12 protein-coding genes are annotated in these 13,390 nt (G+C 66.9%); 8 read left to right on the top strand and 4 right to left on the bottom strand.

Features of this window, described 5'->3' with window-relative positions; translation table 11 throughout:
- Window positions 1–58 precede the first annotated feature (58 nt).
- Window positions 59–994: a LysR family transcriptional regulator gene (locus ABEA24_RS01805; protein WP_345428635.1), complete on the bottom strand. Its 936-nt coding sequence runs from the start codon at window positions 992–994 to the stop codon at window positions 59–61.
- A gap of 147 nt (window positions 995–1,141) precedes the next feature.
- On the opposite strand from ABEA24_RS01805, the gene ABEA24_RS01800 reads away from it, so the two are divergent.
- From ABEA24_RS01800 to ABEA24_RS01780, 5 genes are all read left to right on the top strand, one after another.
- Window positions 1,142–1,912: an amino acid ABC transporter ATP-binding protein gene (locus ABEA24_RS01800; protein ID WP_345428633.1), complete on the top strand. Its 771-nt coding sequence runs from the start codon at window positions 1,142–1,144 to the stop codon at window positions 1,910–1,912.
- A gap of 26 nt (window positions 1,913–1,938) precedes the next feature.
- Window positions 1,939–2,880 (top strand): glutamate ABC transporter substrate-binding protein, encoded by a 942-nt coding sequence (locus tag ABEA24_RS01795; RefSeq protein ID WP_345428631.1) that lies wholly within the window; start codon window positions 1,939–1,941, stop codon window positions 2,878–2,880.
- Window positions 2,881–2,885: 5 nt separating this feature from the next.
- On the top strand, window positions 2,886–3,530 hold the full coding sequence (locus ABEA24_RS01790) for an amino acid ABC transporter permease (RefSeq protein WP_345428629.1): 645 nt from the start codon (window positions 2,886–2,888) through the stop codon (window positions 3,528–3,530).
- Window positions 3,527–4,402, top strand: a complete 876-nt coding sequence (locus tag ABEA24_RS01785) for an amino acid ABC transporter permease (RefSeq protein ID WP_345428627.1) — start codon at window positions 3,527–3,529, stop codon at window positions 4,400–4,402. Before ABEA24_RS01790 ends, ABEA24_RS01785 begins: the two co-directional genes overlap by 4 nt.
- 65 nt (window positions 4,403–4,467) lie before the next feature.
- On the top strand, window positions 4,468–5,235 hold the full coding sequence (locus ABEA24_RS01780) for a class II glutamine amidotransferase (RefSeq protein ID WP_345428625.1): 768 nt from the start codon (window positions 4,468–4,470) through the stop codon (window positions 5,233–5,235).
- 139 nt (window positions 5,236–5,374) lie between these two features.
- Here the strand turns inward: ABEA24_RS01780 and ABEA24_RS01775 are convergent, their stop codons facing one another.
- Window positions 5,375–6,988 (bottom strand): FAD-dependent oxidoreductase, encoded by a 1,614-nt coding sequence (locus tag ABEA24_RS01775; RefSeq protein WP_345428623.1) that lies wholly within the window; start codon window positions 6,986–6,988, stop codon window positions 5,375–5,377.
- Between the two features lie 511 nt (window positions 6,989–7,499).
- Between ABEA24_RS01775 and ABEA24_RS01770 the strand changes: the two genes are divergently transcribed.
- Window positions 7,500–7,820, top strand: a complete 321-nt coding sequence (locus tag ABEA24_RS01770) for a glutamate ligase domain-containing protein (protein ID WP_345428621.1) — start codon at window positions 7,500–7,502, stop codon at window positions 7,818–7,820.
- Window positions 7,821–7,899: 79 nt separating this feature from the next.
- Here ABEA24_RS01770 and ABEA24_RS01765 read toward each other — a convergent pair whose 3' ends face one another.
- Both ABEA24_RS01765 and ABEA24_RS01760 read right to left on the bottom strand, forming a co-directional pair.
- Entirely contained in the window at window positions 7,900–8,802 is a 903-nt protein-coding gene (locus tag ABEA24_RS01765) for an expansin EXLX1 family cellulose-binding protein (protein ID WP_345428619.1), read from the bottom strand.
- 256 nt (window positions 8,803–9,058) lie between these two features.
- On the bottom strand, window positions 9,059–11,395 hold the full coding sequence (locus ABEA24_RS01760) for a WD40/YVTN/BNR-like repeat-containing protein (RefSeq protein WP_345428617.1): 2,337 nt from the start codon (window positions 11,393–11,395) through the stop codon (window positions 9,059–9,061).
- A 128-nt stretch (window positions 11,396–11,523) separates the two neighbouring features.
- On the opposite strand from ABEA24_RS01760, the gene ABEA24_RS01755 reads away from it, so the two are divergent.
- Window positions 11,524–12,108: a SigE family RNA polymerase sigma factor gene (locus ABEA24_RS01755; protein ID WP_345428613.1), complete on the top strand. Its 585-nt coding sequence runs from the start codon at window positions 11,524–11,526 to the stop codon at window positions 12,106–12,108.
- The gene (locus tag ABEA24_RS01750) at window positions 12,105–12,932 is read left to right on the top strand and encodes a hypothetical protein (protein ID WP_345428609.1); all 828 of its coding nucleotides are present in this window, start codon (window positions 12,105–12,107) and stop codon (window positions 12,930–12,932) included. Before ABEA24_RS01755 ends, ABEA24_RS01750 begins: the two co-directional genes overlap by 4 nt.
- The last annotated feature ends 458 nt before the right edge of the window (window positions 12,933–13,390 follow it).

Here is a 13,390-nt window from a genome sequence, read left to right as displayed (position 1 = left end):
ATCGGGGTGACGGCCAGCCGGTACGGCCGACGCCGAGGCAGGGGTCTGGTCGACCTCGCTAGGTAGCCGCCGGCGGGGGTGGGTGGGCGTCACGGGAAGTGGCGGCGGCGTGTAGTGCCGCGATCAATGCTTTGACCTGTGGGACGCGGTTCATGTCCGGCCACAGCAGAGCGAAGATCTGTCGCCGTGGCCAGTCTTGCAGGGGCCGGGCAACGACGCGGTGGTCGTTGTGCGCGGTGGTTCCGAGTTCGTTCATCACGGCCAGGCCGACTCGACTGGCGACAAGGCAATGGATGGTGAGCTGGTCGTCGCTGGTCGCAGCGATCTTCGGGGTGAATCCGGCTGCCCTGCACGCGGCCATGACGCGTGATCGTTGAGTTTCCAGCACCCAGCGTTCTTCCGCGAGATCGGCGAGCGCCACGGTGGATGCGCTGGCGGCCGGGTGGTCGGCGGGGAGCAGCACGCAGCGCCGGTCGGTCATCAGCGGCACGCGGTGTAGCCGCGCGTCGGTGTGGACGGCGTCGTCTGCCACGGGGTCGTCGTCCAGGTCGCACATGAGAGCGAGGTCCACCTCGCCGGCGATCAGCAGCTCGTGGGATCTGCCACATCCGGCTTGGGTAAGGACCACCTCGAGTTCGGGGTCGGTTCTGCGGAGGTCTGCGAGTGCTGCGGGTACCAGGCTGACGCAACCGCTTTGGAACGCGGACAGACGCACGCGCCCGCCACGCGTCGCCGCGAACGGAGCGAGTTCATCCTCAGCAGCTCGCAACGCGGCGAGCACGGTCTCTGCCTGCCGCGCCAGGATTCTTCCGGCATTCGTCAGCTGGATCCTCCGGCCGGCCTTGATGACCAGCGGCGTGCCGGCCGCTCGTTCCAGCATCCGCATGTGGTAGCTCACCGCCGGCTGCGTGTAACCCAGAGTGGCCGCAGCCGCCGTGTAGGTGCCGGTACGTGCCACTTCTGCCAGGACTTCGAGATGGCGTGGGTCGAACATGGACGCCGAGCATAAAGATCTTTTATTGATCTGACAAGAATCCTTCATTGGACGAATGGAAAAGCGAGACCTCATGCTTGGCGACATCGATCGCCAACGAACGCGCGCCACGTCGGCCGCTGAATGTGGAACGAGGTGATGCTCGTTATGGCTGAGCCTGACAGCTTGGTCCTGGATGCTGCAGACGCACTGGTGCGGCTGGCCAAGGTGACCAAATCCTTCGGCGACCAGGTTGTGTTGCGTGATGTCGACGTTGATGTGTACGCGGGCGAGGTCGTCGTTCTTCTCGGCGCGTCCGGGTCAGGAAAGTCGACGTTGTGTCGGTGTATTAACCGGCTGGAGAGCATCGACTCGGGACAGATCGTCATCGATGGAAAGGTGCTGCCCGAGGAAGGCCGTGATCTGGCGCGATTGCGGGCCGATGTCGGCATGGTGTTCCAGTCCTTCAACCTCTTTGGACATAAGACGGTGCACGAGAACATCACTCTGGCTCCCGTCAAAATCCGCGGCATCTCAAAATCGGATGCCGCGAAGCGCGCCCACGACCTGTTGGAGCGGGTCGGCCTCGCCCACAAGGCGAAGGCGTATCCGGCCGAGCTCTCCGGTGGGCAGCAGCAGCGAGTCGCAATCGCCAGGGCACTGGCCATGGAGCCCAAGGTGATGCTGTTCGATGAACCGACCTCAGCGCTCGATCCAGAGATGATCAATGAGGTCCTGGACGTTATGACCGAACTCGCCGCAGAGGGAATGACGATGCTCGTCGTCACGCACGAGATGGCCTTCGCGCGACGGGTCGCCGACCGTGTCGTCTTTCTCGATCGGGGCCAGGTCGTCGAGACCGGTACTCCGGCTGAGTTCTTCACCAAACCGCGGACTGACCGAGCCCGCGATTTTCTGGCCAAAATTCTTACCCACTGACGAATCTCGACGATAGGGAGCATGGCATGATCCTTGTTGACGCCAAGCGGCGGATGTGCGCCGCCCTGATTCCAGCCTGCGCTTTGGTCGCCGCTGCCTCCGCATGCGGTGACGGGTCAGGGCAAGGTCTTCCCCCCGCGTCGGGATCGGCCGATGCGTACCAGCAGGTCATCGACGCCGCTCCGACTGCACGGGGGTCGGACATTCCGGCCGGCAGCCTGATGGCGAAGATCAAAAGTAGAGGGACGTTGATCGTCGGCGGCACCGAAACGGCGGCGTTGTTCTCGCTGAAGGATCCGATCAGCGGCAAAACCCGCGGTTTTGACGCCGGCCTCGCCGCGATGCTGGCGAAATACATCATCGGAAAACCCGATGTGAAGCTGATGCAGGTCAGCGTGAACACGCGCGAGGCGCTGCTGCAGAACGGAACCGTGGACACCGTTTTTGCCACTTACACCATCACCCCCGAACGGGCGAAGAAGGTGGCGTTCGCCGGCCCGTATTACTCATCAGGCGATGCGATCCTTGTGAAGAAGGGCGAGAAGTCGATCAACTCGGCGTCCGATCTGAACAACAGGACGGTGTGCACGGAGACCAGCTCGGTCGCCGCCAACGACATCAAGAAGGCCGCGCCGAAGGCGAAGGTCGTCCTGTTCGACCAAAATACCCAATGCGTGCAGGCGGTCGAAGATGGCAGGGCTGACGCGTACGTGCTCGATCAGGGCATCCTGCTCGGTGACGCGTACCGCGACCATAAGGTCACGGTCGTCGGCCAGCCGTTCACGACTGAGCCGTACGGTATCGGCCTGTCCCAATCGGCGCCCGAAATGAAGACATTCGTGAACAACTGGCTGAAGCTGATCCAGACCAACGGGCAATGGTCGGAGCTGTGGAAGGCGACCATCGGCACTGCGGTCAGCGGCGATGCCCCACGCCCGTTGGCGATCGGTTCCGTCGCGGGTAGCTGATATCGGTGAATGCGATCATCGACCACAGCGGGCAGCTCGCCCACGGCCTTTTCCTCACCCTGGCGATGACCATCTGCGGATTCGCCTGCGCGCTGGCCCTCGGCGTCCTGCTCGCTGTCCTCCTGATCAGCCCGGTGGTACCAATGCGCACGCTGGCGAGCGTCTATGTGGCGGTGTTCCGTAACATCCCGCTGCTGGTATGGCTCGTGCTCTTCGTGTTCGGCCTCCCCGAAATCGGATTGCTGTACTCGCTGCTGACCACCGTCACGGTGGCGATGGCGCTGTATTGGGCCGCATTCATTTGCGAGGTGATCCGGTCGGGCGTCCGCACCGTCCCACCCGGTCAGATCGAGGCCGCCCGCGCGTTGGGCTTCCGCTTCATTCAGATTCTCCGGCACCTGGTACTGCCGCAGGCGACCCGGTCGATGGTGCAGCCGCTGGGCAACATCTTCATCGCTTTGACCCTGAACACGTCGCTGGCCGCCGCGGTCGGCGTTCGGGAACTGACCGGCGAAGCCCAGGTCTTCACAATCAGGTACGACATCCCAATTCCGATCTTCGCGGTGACGACCGCGATCTATGTCCTGATGACGCTGACCGGAGGACTGGTCACCGGTCGACTGGAGCGAAAGTTGGCGATCAACCGGTGAACACGGAGGCGAACACTTTGTTCGACGTTCCCGGCCCGCGAGGTCGGCGCCGGATAAGGATCGCCACGGCTCTGTCCCTGGTGGCGATCGGCGCGCTGGCCCTCCTGGCGGTTCACCGCTTCGCCGACCACGGGATGCTGGCCGCGGACCAGTGGCGGATGTTCGCTCAGTGGCCGACGATCCGGTTTCTGCTGGTGGGAGTGCAGGCGACCGTGGTGGTCACCGCAGTCGCCGCCGCCATCGCCTTCCCGCTCGGAGCACTGGTGGCACTGGCTCGGCTCTCCCGGTCCAGATACCTGCACTGGCCGGCTCGCGCCTACGTGGAGATCTTCCGCGCAATCCCGATTCTGTTGCTCCTGTATGTGTTCCTGTTCGGCCTGCCCCGCCTGGGACTGACATTGCCGACCTTCTGGCAGCTCGTCGTCCCGATCGTCGCGAGCAACTCCGCGGTGATAGCGGAGATATGTCGCGCGGGAATACTCGCGCTCGATCGGGGCCAGTCCGAGGCCGCCTACAGCCTTGGCATGACATATCGGCGAGCGATGCACCTCGTCGTGATTCCGCAGGCCGTACGCAAGGTGACCCCCACACTGGTAGGACAGCTGGTTCGGCTGCTCAAGGACTCCACGCTCGGATACGTGGTCAGCTACATAGAACTGCTACATCAAGCCCAGGTACTGGGCGAGTATTACCACATCGTACTGCCCGCCTATCTCGTCGTGGCCGCGGTGTACGTCGCGATCAACATGGCACTGTCGCGACTTGCCCATCGTCTGGAGAACGGCACAGGTCTGCGTGTTCGACGGACGCGAAAGACGTCGGATACCGCAAGGGCTCGCCTGATCAGCCCATTTCTCAGACGCACACGCTGAAGCGTTTGATCAATCAACTACATATCGCGCTATGACGCCATGCGTCACGGACAAGGATCTCGTCTATGTGTCGCCTGCTCGGTGTTGTCTCAAAGGCGCCAAGTCGCCTGACCGACACACTTTCCGATATGCTCGAACAATTTACTGAACTATCCGGCGAACATGCGGATGGTTGGGGAATTGCGGCATGGCATGATGGCGGCCTGACTGTCGTCAAAGAGGCTGTTCCAGCGTGGTCCAGTCAAAGGTATGGGGAGGCCACGGAAACGGTCACGGATGCCGCTATCACGCACATACGCCTCGCCACTCCGGGCCTGGCGACCGAGCCGAACAACACCCATCCGTTCTCTACGGGCACGCTCGCGTTCGCCCACAATGGTTTTTTCAATCCACCTGACGCGATTGACGAGTTGATTGATCCCGATCTCCTGGCCGATGCCGGGGGCGGTACTGATTCGGAGCGCTACTTCCTTCGCGTCTTGTCGCTGCTGCGGACCGGCGATCCGGTCTCCGCGATCGCCGCTGCCGCCGCCGACATACGGAGCCGGGCGGAGTTCGCCAGCCTGAACTGCCTGCTTCTGACCAAGGAGGCGCTGTACGCCTATACGGAAGAAGACCCTTCCTCGGAGGTCAGCCAACGGCGCGGACCGGAATTCTTCCGCATCCGCTATCTAATCGAGCCCGGCCGGGTCGTGGTCGCCTCCACTGGATTCGCGGACTCCACTCCGGCCTCGTCCGATCGATCGATCCGATGGGACGTGCTGCCTCATCGCCATGTGCTGGAGATACGACGTAGCAACCTGCGAGTATCGGTTCATCGTTTCCCGGAATAACGGTTTTGGTAAGCACCGAAATGCCGGGGTGCTACGGGCCGCCGCCGTCGCCTCGCTGCGCGGATCGGGAGCGGCGGGGGGTCACGCCGCGGAGTCCCGCGGCCGGCGTGCTCGCCACGTCTCGGCCCGGTGGCCCGGTTCAACCGTGATCCCGTGACGCGAGTGCCGCGTGGACGGAGGCCACGGCACCCGCGCCTTCACCGACGGCGGACGCGACCCGCTTCATCGACCCCGATCTCACGTCACCGACCGCGAAGACCCGCGGTGCGCTCGTCTGGAAGGGCAGCGGCGACGCGTGTGTTCCCTGGGGAAGCCGGCTGTCGGTGAGCACGAACCCGTGGTCGTCCAGAGCCAGCCCGTCCAGCCATCCCGACGCGGGCTCGGCGCCGATGAAGCAGAACAACACCCGGCTCTCCAGCCGCTCCCGCCGGCCCTCGGGCCCTTCGACGACGACCGCCTCCAGGCCGTCCTCACCGTCGAGCGCGCGGATCTCACTCCGGACCCGTACCCGGATCAGCGGGTGCGCCCGGATCCGGTCGGACAGGTACGCCGACATGCCGTCCTCGATCGCGGCGGCGCGGACCACCATGTCGACGTTCGCTCCGCGTGAGGCGAGGAAGAGCGCCGCCTGCCCGGCCGAGTTGGCGCCTCCGACGACGGTCACCGGCCGCGACTCACACCCTCGTACGTCGAGCTCGGTCGCCGAGTACCGGATATGGCCCGCGTCCTCGAACTCGGCCCACCGGGGGACGTCCAGGCGCCGGTAACAGGCGCCCGTGGCGACGATCACCGCGCGCGCCCGTACCCGCGTTCCGTCCATCAGCGTCACGGCCGGGCACTCCGCGTCGCCGAGGTCCAGACCCCTCACCTCGCAGGGTACGGAGATCTCGGTGCCGAACTTCAGCGCCTGAAGCATCGCTCGCCGGGTGAGTTCCTCGCCGCTGATCCCGCCGGGATAGCCGAGGTAGTTCTCGATCCGTGAGGTCGTCGCCGCCTGTCCTCCGGGACCGGCTCTGTCGAGCAGAACCGTGACGAGTCCCTCGGACGCGCCGTACACGGCCGCGGCCAGACCTGCCGGGCCCGCCCCAACGACCACGAGATCGATGTGCCCCCGGTCCGTGCCAAAGGCGAGGCCGAGCGCTCTGCCGAGCGTCCCCGGCGTCGCTTTGCGGAGTACCTCGCCATTGACGACGGCGGCGGGAAGGTCCGTCTCCTCGGCGCCGACGGCCGTCATCAGCGCGCGTCCGGGCGGCGACGTCGCGTCGAACCACGAATGCGGCAGATTCAGGCGCGTCACGTACGCGCGCAACGCCCGGCCGCGCGCCTCGTCCGACCGGGCGACGATCTCCAGCGCCCCACCTGCGGACGCCCGCATGATCTCTCGCCGTACCCGGAACGTCTCGACCAGCACGTCCACGATGTCGACCTGCTCGGAGAGCACCCGGTGGAGATCCTCCGGACCGATTCTGCTGACCGTCCCGGCCCCGGTGACGCGGGCCGTCAGATAGACGGTCTGGCCGGTCAGGAGGTTGAGCTCGCCGAGGAACTCACCCGGCCCGCGGTCGTATATCACCTGCTCGGACTCGGTCACGGTCGCGTCGCGCAAAACCCGCGCGCTCGCCGTCTCCAGAAGGACCAGGTCATAAGAGTCGTCACCGGTGGTGTACAGCACATCCCCGGCCTCGACGCGCTCGCTCCGGCCGTACCGCGCGAGCCGCCGGAACTGCTCGTCATCCAGAGTCGGCTCGGTCATCCTCGCTCCCCCCACGTCGCGCACCAACCGCACATGCACTCTCGTTCGCCCTCATCGGCTCACGAGACCATCGAGGCGCCGCCCCCTGAAGAGGACCGACCAGACGTTTCCGTCCTGCCGGCTTCCGAGGCGCCGGCTACGTCAGTCTCCCAGGGCCGGGTTCTCAAGGGCGCCGAGCGCCTGCCCGGGCTCGTCCAGGGAGAGACGTATTCCGTCAGTACCGCCGTTCTGGAAGGTGAGCATCACGGATCGTGCGGAGGCCCAGACATCGCGGGCCCGTTCCGTTTCTCCCATGGTAAGCAGGACGCGCGTCGGCTCCAGCGACGCCTACTGGATGGGCCTCTGCACGACCCGCCGCGACACGCTGACCGCGAGTTGCTCGACGCGGCGATCAGCGCGAAAAAGACCACGCTGACCGTGGTCGTCCGGCGAATACAGACCTCGGCCGACCGGCCGGAGGCACGCTGGTTCCGCATCGCCGCTCACCTGCTCCCCAGCAGGAACGAATGGGATGCTCGAGCTCGGCGACGACAGCGAGGCCGAGCACCGCGCCATCGGGGAGTACGCCGCCTGCCGAGCCGACGTGGTGGCCGCGGTCGGCGGGGCCGCCCGGCCGCTCGCCGCCGGCGCGGGAGAGCGGGCGGTGGCGCTGGCCGACAACGACGCGGCCGTCGACTGGCTGCGCGGCCACCTCGCCGCCGGCGATGTGGTGCTCGTCAAGGCCTCCCGCGGGGCGCACCTCGACGAGGTCGCCACCGCGCTCACGCAGTTCGGCGGGGCGAACCAGAAGATCCAGGCTCATCACCCGAGCCGCCTCATCGTCTCTGGCTGAACGCCGGCGAGCTGGCCCAAGGTGTCCGGGGTGTGCTTCCCGTACACGTCGATCGCCTGGCCGTCGTGGTCGACGGGGGTCAGTGCCGGGCGAATTGGACACGGGTCGGTTGTGCGACGTTCGGCCGCAGCGCGATCCCCTTGATCGTCAATCGTTCTCCGTAGATGTCGGTGATCCTGATCGCGCCGCCGCACCCGCTGCCGTCGGCGGAAATGAAGTAGTTGTAGGGGGTACGGGGCAGCCGACGCCAGCCGTTGCTGCTGCGGACCTCCAGCCGCGCGACCGGATTCCGGTGGCCGATCACCTGGATGCCGCACCACCAACGGCTGGACCCGGTCTTGTACCGGATCGAGATCGTGCGCGACATGCGGGGGCTCAGCAGCCTCCACGTGATCGGGATCCGGCCGAGCGACGGATTAGCGAGCTTGGCGAAGGCCTGTTTGCTGAGGTCGAGTTGCCCGGGTGCGCAGGGTAGTGGGCATTCGTTGGTGATCCGGACCGTGATGGAGGCACCGTTGGCCGCGTGGACGCGGACGTAGGCCCCGCACGCCTTGGATGCCTCGTAGTCGGTGTGGTTCATCGCCGCGATCATGAGGTCACCGCTTGGGCCGTACAGGCAAGCGCCTCCGCCGTTCCCGGCGTCGTAGGCGGTGGCGACTCCTCGGTAGGTGACCTTGGGCCGGATCCGTCCCGCCAACGGTGCCACGGTGGAAGCCGTCCGCCGGGTGCGCGGGGCCGACGGCTGCGCCGCTGCGGTGGTCGGACCAGCCGCCGCGGTCAGGGAGCCCGGCCCGGGCTGGACGATCATTGGGGTGCCGGCGGCGGGCGTCGCCGCGACATTCCCGGCATCGGCCTTGCGGGCGGAGGGGAACGCCATGACCAGGTAGGAGAGAACGCCCGCGGCGATCAGCGCCAAAGGAGTGCCCATCATCAGCCCGAGCCTGCGCCTGCGGTGCCGCGCGGCCTGCCTCGTTGCCTTCATGTCCATCCGTTCGGGAGATCGAATCGATGTTGCACTACTCAGTCCTCGCAGGAAACGAAAAGGTTGCCGCCCAAAACATCAGGGCTGCGTCGTTCTTGCGGAGATTCACCGACGATGGCGAGACGATCAGCTATGACCTCGACGAGCCGATCCGACCGGCGAGACCGCGGCCACCGAGCACCACTCGGCGCGTCGGCCGCCCGCTCGCTGGCCGATGACGCGGACAGCGGCCGGTTCGCTTGCCGGGCCGGAGTGTTCAGCGGGGGGTGCCGTAGATGACGCCTCGTCCGCTGCCGGTCAGGTAGACCCGGCCGTAGAGGTCGGGGTCACCGGTGATGATCGTGCCGAGGTTGCCGAACTGGTGCCGGTCGTCGTTGATCCTCAGCCAGGTGTGGCCTTGGTCGGTGGAGCGGAAGACGCCGAACACGCGGCCGACCGTGCCGATGAGGTAGATCGCCTGGTAGTGGGCACCGGGGGCGGGTTTGCCGAAGCCGACGCCCTGGGCCACCTTCACCGTGGTGAGCCTGGTGAAGCTCGCTCCGCCGTTGGTGGAGTGCAGCAGCCCGGAGCTGCCGCCGGCGATCCACAGGTCACCCGGTATGCCGCCGACGGCTTTGAGGCTGCCGTCCGGCAGGGAGGTGGTACGGGCGGTGAACGTCGCGCCGCCGTCCGTGCTGGCGTACAGCACGCCGCCGGTCAGGGCGTAGAAGTTGTTCGGGTTCGACCGGTCGGCGACCACCTGGGCACCTGCGGGCAGTCCCCTGCCGGCACTCCAGGTCGTACCGTGGTCCCGTGAGTAGAACGGGCCGTCGTCCGACGGGGCCCACGTGAAGGTCCTGCCGTCGGCGGAGACCGCGACGGTCCCGGCCTGGGCGCCGGCGTGCGGGGTGCTGTTGAAGGGGCGCCAGTGAAGACCCCCGTCGGTGGAGTATCCGCCGTTCGCGGTGTGGCCGATGCCGACTCTGGCCACCACCTTCGGGGCGTTCTGCGCGAAGTCCAGGCCGGTGGTGTTGCTGAATTCGGGGTTGGTCAGGTTCGTACGGGGTTCGGCGTGCACGTTGGTGTGGGTGAAGCCGCTGACGTCGCCTAGGGCGCTGATGACCGATGCGGCGCCGGGCGGCGAGATCAGGCCGAGGACCGCGGTCTCCTCCAGGCCCTTGGCGCGCACCTTCCAGTGCGTGGCCGCTCCACGGTCGGCGTTGGTGGCGTCGTCGCTGCCCCAGATGCCGCTGCCGGTGCCGTAGATCACGTGGCCAGGGGCGAACGGGTCGATCGCCAGCGTGCCGATCCAGCTCCCGATCGCCTTGGGGATGTACGGCGCGGCCGAGTTGTCGTAGACCGCGTGGGGGCTGATCGCCGTCCAGGACGCGCCCCGGTTGGTACTGCGGTAGATCTCGTCATGGGCCCACCACTTGTCCAGGGTGGCGACCATCACCGTGTCCGGGTGCTCGGGGTCCACGGCAAGTCCCGCATAGCCGTAGGTGCGATAGCCGGAGCCGTCGAAGGCCGGGGTGATGTTCGTCCATGTGCCGGTGGCGGTGTCGAGCCGCCACACTGAGCCCGCCGTGATCCCGTTGGGGCCGGGAGCGTTGCCGTACGACAGATACAGCTCCTTGTTGGAGGCCAGCACGCCGTGTTGGGGCAACTGGCCGGTCGGCTGACCGGGCACGGCGGACCAGCTCGCCCCGCCGTCGGTGCTGCGGTACAGGTTCGTCGCGCCGTCCGCGACGCCCACGTAGATGGTCCTGATGGGAGTGTGGGCGTGGCCGCTGGACCTGTCGAAGGTGACGAAGCCGATCCCCATGCCGCTGCTGGTGTCACCCTTGACCGGGAAGGAGGCCACCGGGTGCCAGGTGGAACCGTAGTCGGCCGAGCGCCACAGCCCGTTGTGCCGGGTGCCCAGGTAGAGGACGCGGTCGTCGTTCGGGTCGATGGCGAGTCTCTCTCCCATCGACCGCCCATCCTCGTTGCCACCGAGCTTGAAGGGCAGCGGGATGGTGGTGAAGTGGGCGCCCTGGTCGGTGGAGCGCAGGATCGCCCCGTTGCCCGCCCACGCGCTGGTGTAGGTGCCGGCGGCGAGGTAGAGCCGATTGGGATTCACCGGGTCGGTGGCCAGGCTCTCGATGCCGAACAGGTTGCTGTCGCGTTGGCTGATCCAGTCGGTCAGCGGGATCCATGATCGGGTCCGGGGGTCCCATCGGTACGCGCCACCGATGTCGGTGCGCGCGTACACCAGGTTCTTCCTGGCGGGGTTGAACACCAGTCCGGTGACGAATCCGCCGCCGTTGATCGGTGCGTTCGCCCACGCATAGGGACCGGAACCGCGGCCGGCCGACTCACCCGTCCGACTATGGCCGATCGACGCGTCCGCTTGATGAGACGTCGGCGATCGCCGATCGAGGTGCGCTCGCGCCGCGACGGTGGAGCCGGTCTTCGGGTCCCCGCTCGAGGTGAGCGTGATCACAACCGGTACAGCACCGACGAGTGCGGCGGCCGCGCCGATCAGTACGGGTGTGCGCAGCGCGTGTCGGCGGAACGCTCGCGGAACGTGGCCGGAACGCGAGGTCTCGCGCCCGCCGTGAAGGTTCTTCACCTGGGGTTCTCCTGGCAGTGATGTCCGTGCGCGGGCTCGCGGTGTCCCGTGCGTCGCCCTCCTGTCCGTTCACGGGCGCGAAAAGTTGCCGGGAAAGTGCACCAAATGTTTTTGCTAGATTCCCCGGCGTGCGCGAACCGAAAGGCGCGGCTGAAGCCGCACGCTCAGCCGGCGATCGTGCCGCGTTCGACGCGTTCTTCTCCGACCACTACCGAGAGCTGGCGCGCTTCGCCTACCTGCTCACCGGCGAGCACGACGCGGCCGACGACATCACCGCCGAGGCGCTGGCAGAGGCATGGCGGCACTGGAGCCGGGTCACCGCCACCGACCTGCCGTTGGCGTATGTGCGCCGCATCGTGGCCAACCTTGCCGCGGACCGCACCGCAACGCTGGTCCGCGAGCGTCGGAGCTGGCGGCTGTGGGGCATCGGCCGCGAAGATCGGACCGAGCCGCCTGACGCTGCCGGGGTGGTCGACCTTCGCGAGGCTCTGCTGCGGCTACCCGCCGGCAAACGCGCCTGTGTCGTGCTGCGCTACTACTACGGGCTGAGCGAACGGGAGACCGCATCAACCCTCGGTATCGCGGTGGGCACCGTCAAGAGCCAAAGCTCACGTGGCCTGGAAGAACTCGCGGCCCTGCTGCGCGGATCGCGGTCCGCCGCGACCGTGACACGCGGCCGGACCCGCCGGTCCGCCAAAGGAGCGACCCAATGAATCGCCGCCGGACCCGCAACGCCCGCACCTCCCACGCCGACGCCGCATGGCTGGCCTCCGAGCTGCGCGAACAGGCGGACAGGCACGAGCCCGAACTAATACGCATCGAAGACCGGTTCAAGCACCTCACCGCCGAGGGCTCCCACTCGGTCGGCCCGGCCAGACCCAGCCGCCTCGCGCGGCTTCGCCCCATCGGCATCCCGCTGGGCATCGCGGCAGCGGCGACCGCGGTGAGCATCGCAGCGGCCGTGACCCTCGGTATCGGCGGGGGACACGACAGCCGCCTCTCCAGCCAGGCCGGAAAACCGTCGAACAGCCGAGGCGCCGTTCCGGAACATCACCAGCAGGTCCCGCAACCGACACTGACGCTGAGGCCCACCCACACGGCGGGCACCACCTCAACGCCTGGCCGTCCCAGTGCGGCACCCACAGCCAGACCACTGAGGGCGATCGGCACCATCGATCGCCAGAGCAACCAGTACTGGGCCCAGGAGAACCTGACCGTCACCACGACCCGCCCCATCCGGGGACTCCACGTGAGCGTCAAGGTCTCCGGTGGCTCGACGGTGCAGTCAACCGGATCATGGTCGACGATAAACTCCGCCGACATCACCACTACCGTGAACCGAGTCCCGGGCGGCCTGGTGTATGACATCGCCCTAAACCCCGGCCAGACGCTCCAAGCGGGCACCTACTCCTTCGGGGTCCAGTTCAACCACCCCGTCAACGGCCACGACTTCGCCACGGACACCTACCACGTCAGCGCGACCACCGCCGACCGCAGTCCGTCCCACGTAGCCGCCTCCGGCGCGTTCGCGTCGTAGCCCGATCGGCGGCGAAGCCGCCAGGGCTTTGGGGGCGATCGCGTTCAAGAGCCGTACATGAGCATGGGCCTCAACATGGCGCCACGTGCCCGCAGGCCCCTCGCAGCAGACGAATCTGATCGTCCCATGACGTCCCGGCGCCGTCCGGTGTCGCCGGCCCGTACGGCATAGGGCTACATGCCGGCGAGCATGTGCCGCATCTTGGTGATCTCGGCAGACTGCGAGGATGGAGGCTGCTGGATCCTTGTGCGTCCCGCTTGGAAGCGCCCTGAGCCTGTTCGGTCTTAGCCATGGTGACGGCACTCTGGTGATGTCTGATCATCATCGGTTCAATCACGCTCCGTTGCGCCGAGCCTGCCTTTTTTGGATGGCGCGTACGACCTCGTCGACGTGACGTCCGCATACCGGGTCCTGAGAGTGGCGTCCGCCGAACCAGTTCGTCTCCACGACGAAGTCCG

The organism is Actinoallomurus vinaceus (genome assembly GCF_039542055.1).
Classification (GTDB): Bacteria; Actinomycetota; Actinomycetes; order Streptosporangiales; family Streptosporangiaceae; genus Actinoallomurus; species Actinoallomurus vinaceus.
This window is presented reverse-complemented; position numbering and strand designations above follow the sequence as displayed.

Excerpts from the sequence above, each read along its gene's own strand:
- ABEA24_RS01765 (WP_345428619.1), bottom strand. The coding sequence starts at position 8,802 with ATGAAGGCAACGAGGCAGGCCGCGCGGCACCGCAGGCGCAGGCTCGGG.
- ABEA24_RS01775 (WP_345428623.1), bottom strand. The coding sequence starts at position 6,988 with ATGACCGAGCCGACTCTGGATGACGAGCAGTTCCGGCGGCTCGCGCGG.
- ABEA24_RS01795 (WP_345428631.1), top strand. The coding sequence starts at position 1,939 with ATGATCCTTGTTGACGCCAAGCGGCGGATGTGCGCCGCCCTGATTCCA.
- ABEA24_RS01770 (WP_345428621.1), top strand. The coding sequence starts at position 7,500 with ATGCTCGAGCTCGGCGACGACAGCGAGGCCGAGCACCGCGCCATCGGG.
- ABEA24_RS01780 (WP_345428625.1), top strand. The coding sequence starts at position 4,468 with ATGTGTCGCCTGCTCGGTGTTGTCTCAAAGGCGCCAAGTCGCCTGACC.
- ABEA24_RS01750 (WP_345428609.1), top strand. The coding sequence starts at position 12,105 with ATGAATCGCCGCCGGACCCGCAACGCCCGCACCTCCCACGCCGACGCC.
- ABEA24_RS01805 (WP_345428635.1), bottom strand. The coding sequence starts at position 994 with ATGTTCGACCCACGCCATCTCGAAGTCCTGGCAGAAGTGGCACGTACC.
- ABEA24_RS01800 (WP_345428633.1), top strand. The coding sequence starts at position 1,142 with ATGGCTGAGCCTGACAGCTTGGTCCTGGATGCTGCAGACGCACTGGTG.